This window comes from Caulobacter sp. (assembly GCF_017744445.1).
In the GTDB taxonomy this organism is placed as follows: Bacteria; Pseudomonadota; Alphaproteobacteria; order Caulobacterales; family Caulobacteraceae; genus Caulobacter.
Genome location: NZ_JAGIBH010000035.1, coordinates 1 through 2,100, shown reverse-complemented (window position 1 = coordinate 2,100; position 2,100 = coordinate 1). Strand labels below are relative to the sequence as shown.

Annotated in this window: 1 pseudogene; it reads right to left on the bottom strand. The window is 65.6% G+C overall.

The features are described 5' to 3' along the window. Positions 1-1,927, bottom strand: a pseudogene (locus J7528_RS23320) (hypothetical protein); the annotation flags it as partial. Positions 1,928-2,100 lie beyond the last annotated feature (173 nt).

Here is a 2,100-nt window from a genome sequence, read left to right as displayed (position 1 = left end):
CGCCCGCCGAGGTCCCTGGCGCGATCTTCACCGTCAGGGCGTCGGCGCCGGTGTTGGCGGCCAGCACGAAGTTCAATTGGTCGGCATCCAGGACGGTCACCGTTGTATTGTTGGCCAGGTTGCCGAACTGGACGAAGGTGGCGGCGCCATCGACCTCCAGGTTCGCACCGTTTGGCAACGCCGCGACATTCTGGATCATGGCGCCCGACGAGGTCATGAACCGGAACGTCTCGATGCCGGTGACGTGGGTCAGGGCGCCGGAGGTGACGGCGGTGTCGCTGATGACCAGCGTATCGTTCGTGCCCGCGGTGGCGGTCACGGTGTCGTTGGTGTTCAGCTGGTTCGCGCCGAAGAACACGACATTGGGGCCGGTCCCCAGGATGATCGTATTGGCGCCCCCACCCAGCGGCACGGCGGAGCTGCCGATGGTCACGCCGCCGGTGGCGGTGTGGGAGTCGATGGTGATGTTGTTGGTGGTGACGTGATCGCTGGTGGCGGCGAAGGCCAGGGTCAGGGGCGCGGCGCCGCTGATGTTGATCGTCGCCAGGCTGGTCTGGTGGTTGTCGGTGCCCAGCTTGATGGAATTGGCCGTCCCGTTCGAGACGATGTTCAGCGTCTCGTACTGGTTGGGGGCGCCATTCCCGTCATTGATCGTGACCCCGGCCGCGCCGGTCACGTCGCTCAGCGTCAGGGTCAGGGCGTCGGCGTTGCCGCTCAGGCCGGTGTTGGGCGTCTCGAAGGTGGTGGCCGAGCTGGTGTTGGCGATCTTCAGATTGGTCGTCGCGCCGACCTCGTGGAAATACACGTCCTGGGTCGAGCCGGTGTTCGTCAGGTCGGTGAAGACCATCTCGTTGAAGTACAGGTGCGTGGCGTTGCCGGTCGCGGTGACACGGACGTGCTCGATATTGCTGATCTTGGCGCCGTTGAAGCTGAAGCTGGAGCCGGCGTCGCTGGTGATCGTCAGGGTGTCGTCCCCGTCGCCGCCGTCCAGGACGTCGTTGGCGTTCAGCGTCGTGACGGTTCCCAGCGTGGCGGTGAAGGTGTCGGCCAGGCTTTCGCCGGTGAAGGTGTCGTCGCCGGTGGTCAGGGTGAAGCTGTGGGCGACCGGGGCCGGATCGGGCTCGGGCGGCGGGGGAGGCGGAGGCGGCGGCTCGTAGCCGACGACGGTGTTCACCGGCGGGGCGGTGGTCACGGTCTGTCCCGCGCCCTGGCCATCCGTCGGCTTGTAGGTCGTGGTCAGGTCGGTGTTGTAGGTCGCGGTTCCCGTGGCCAGGGCCAGCATGAAGTTGTTGGCGGCGGCGGCATAGACGCCGACATCTGACTTGATAGCTTCCCCCATCAGATAGCCGGCGATGGCGGCTTTCAGGGCCAGGGTGCTCTGGGCCGCGGTCATGTCGGACGTGATCATGCCCGCCGACTGGGCCGTGCTCAGGATGGCGGGGATGCGGAGCGTGATGTCGAGCTGCGCCTTCTGCGGATCGATCCCGGCGCCCCTGGCGTAGGTCGAGCCGATGATGGTCTCGTAGATCGAGGCGATATAGGCGGTGAGGGTCATCGCGCCGTACTTGCCGGCGAAGGCGTCCTTGCCTTCGCCCTGCAGGCCCAGGTTGGAAGCGAAGTTGATGTAGCGGTTCTCGATGTTGAACTTGGCGTAGTACGCGTCGTTCAGGTCGTTGGGGTTCGTCGCTGAGTTGGTCAGGTACGCCATGCCAGCTTCGGTCGGGCTCTTGCCGGTGAAGAACTGGTAGCTCAGCGCCGCCAGGGCGGTGCTGTTGTCGGCGCTGTTCAGGACGTAGGCCAGGGCGTCCTGGTCGCTGAACGAGGCGTTGGTGCGCAGCTGCAGCTGGGCCTGCGTCTCGGCGTCGGGCGCGATGCCGCCATGGACAGCGGTCCAGGCCATGGTCAGTTGTTTCAGAGTATAGGCCATCGGTGATCCCCCACATGTCGACCAGTCGACAGAACATTGTCCCGTCAATTAATCGAATCTGAGGTTGAGTTCCAGTCCGCGACCCTCGTGGACGTTGTCATCGGAAATCGCCGGACGGGCCCAGAACGCCGTCCCAAGGCTCACCCCGCCCAGCAGGCCATGCGCCCCCTCGC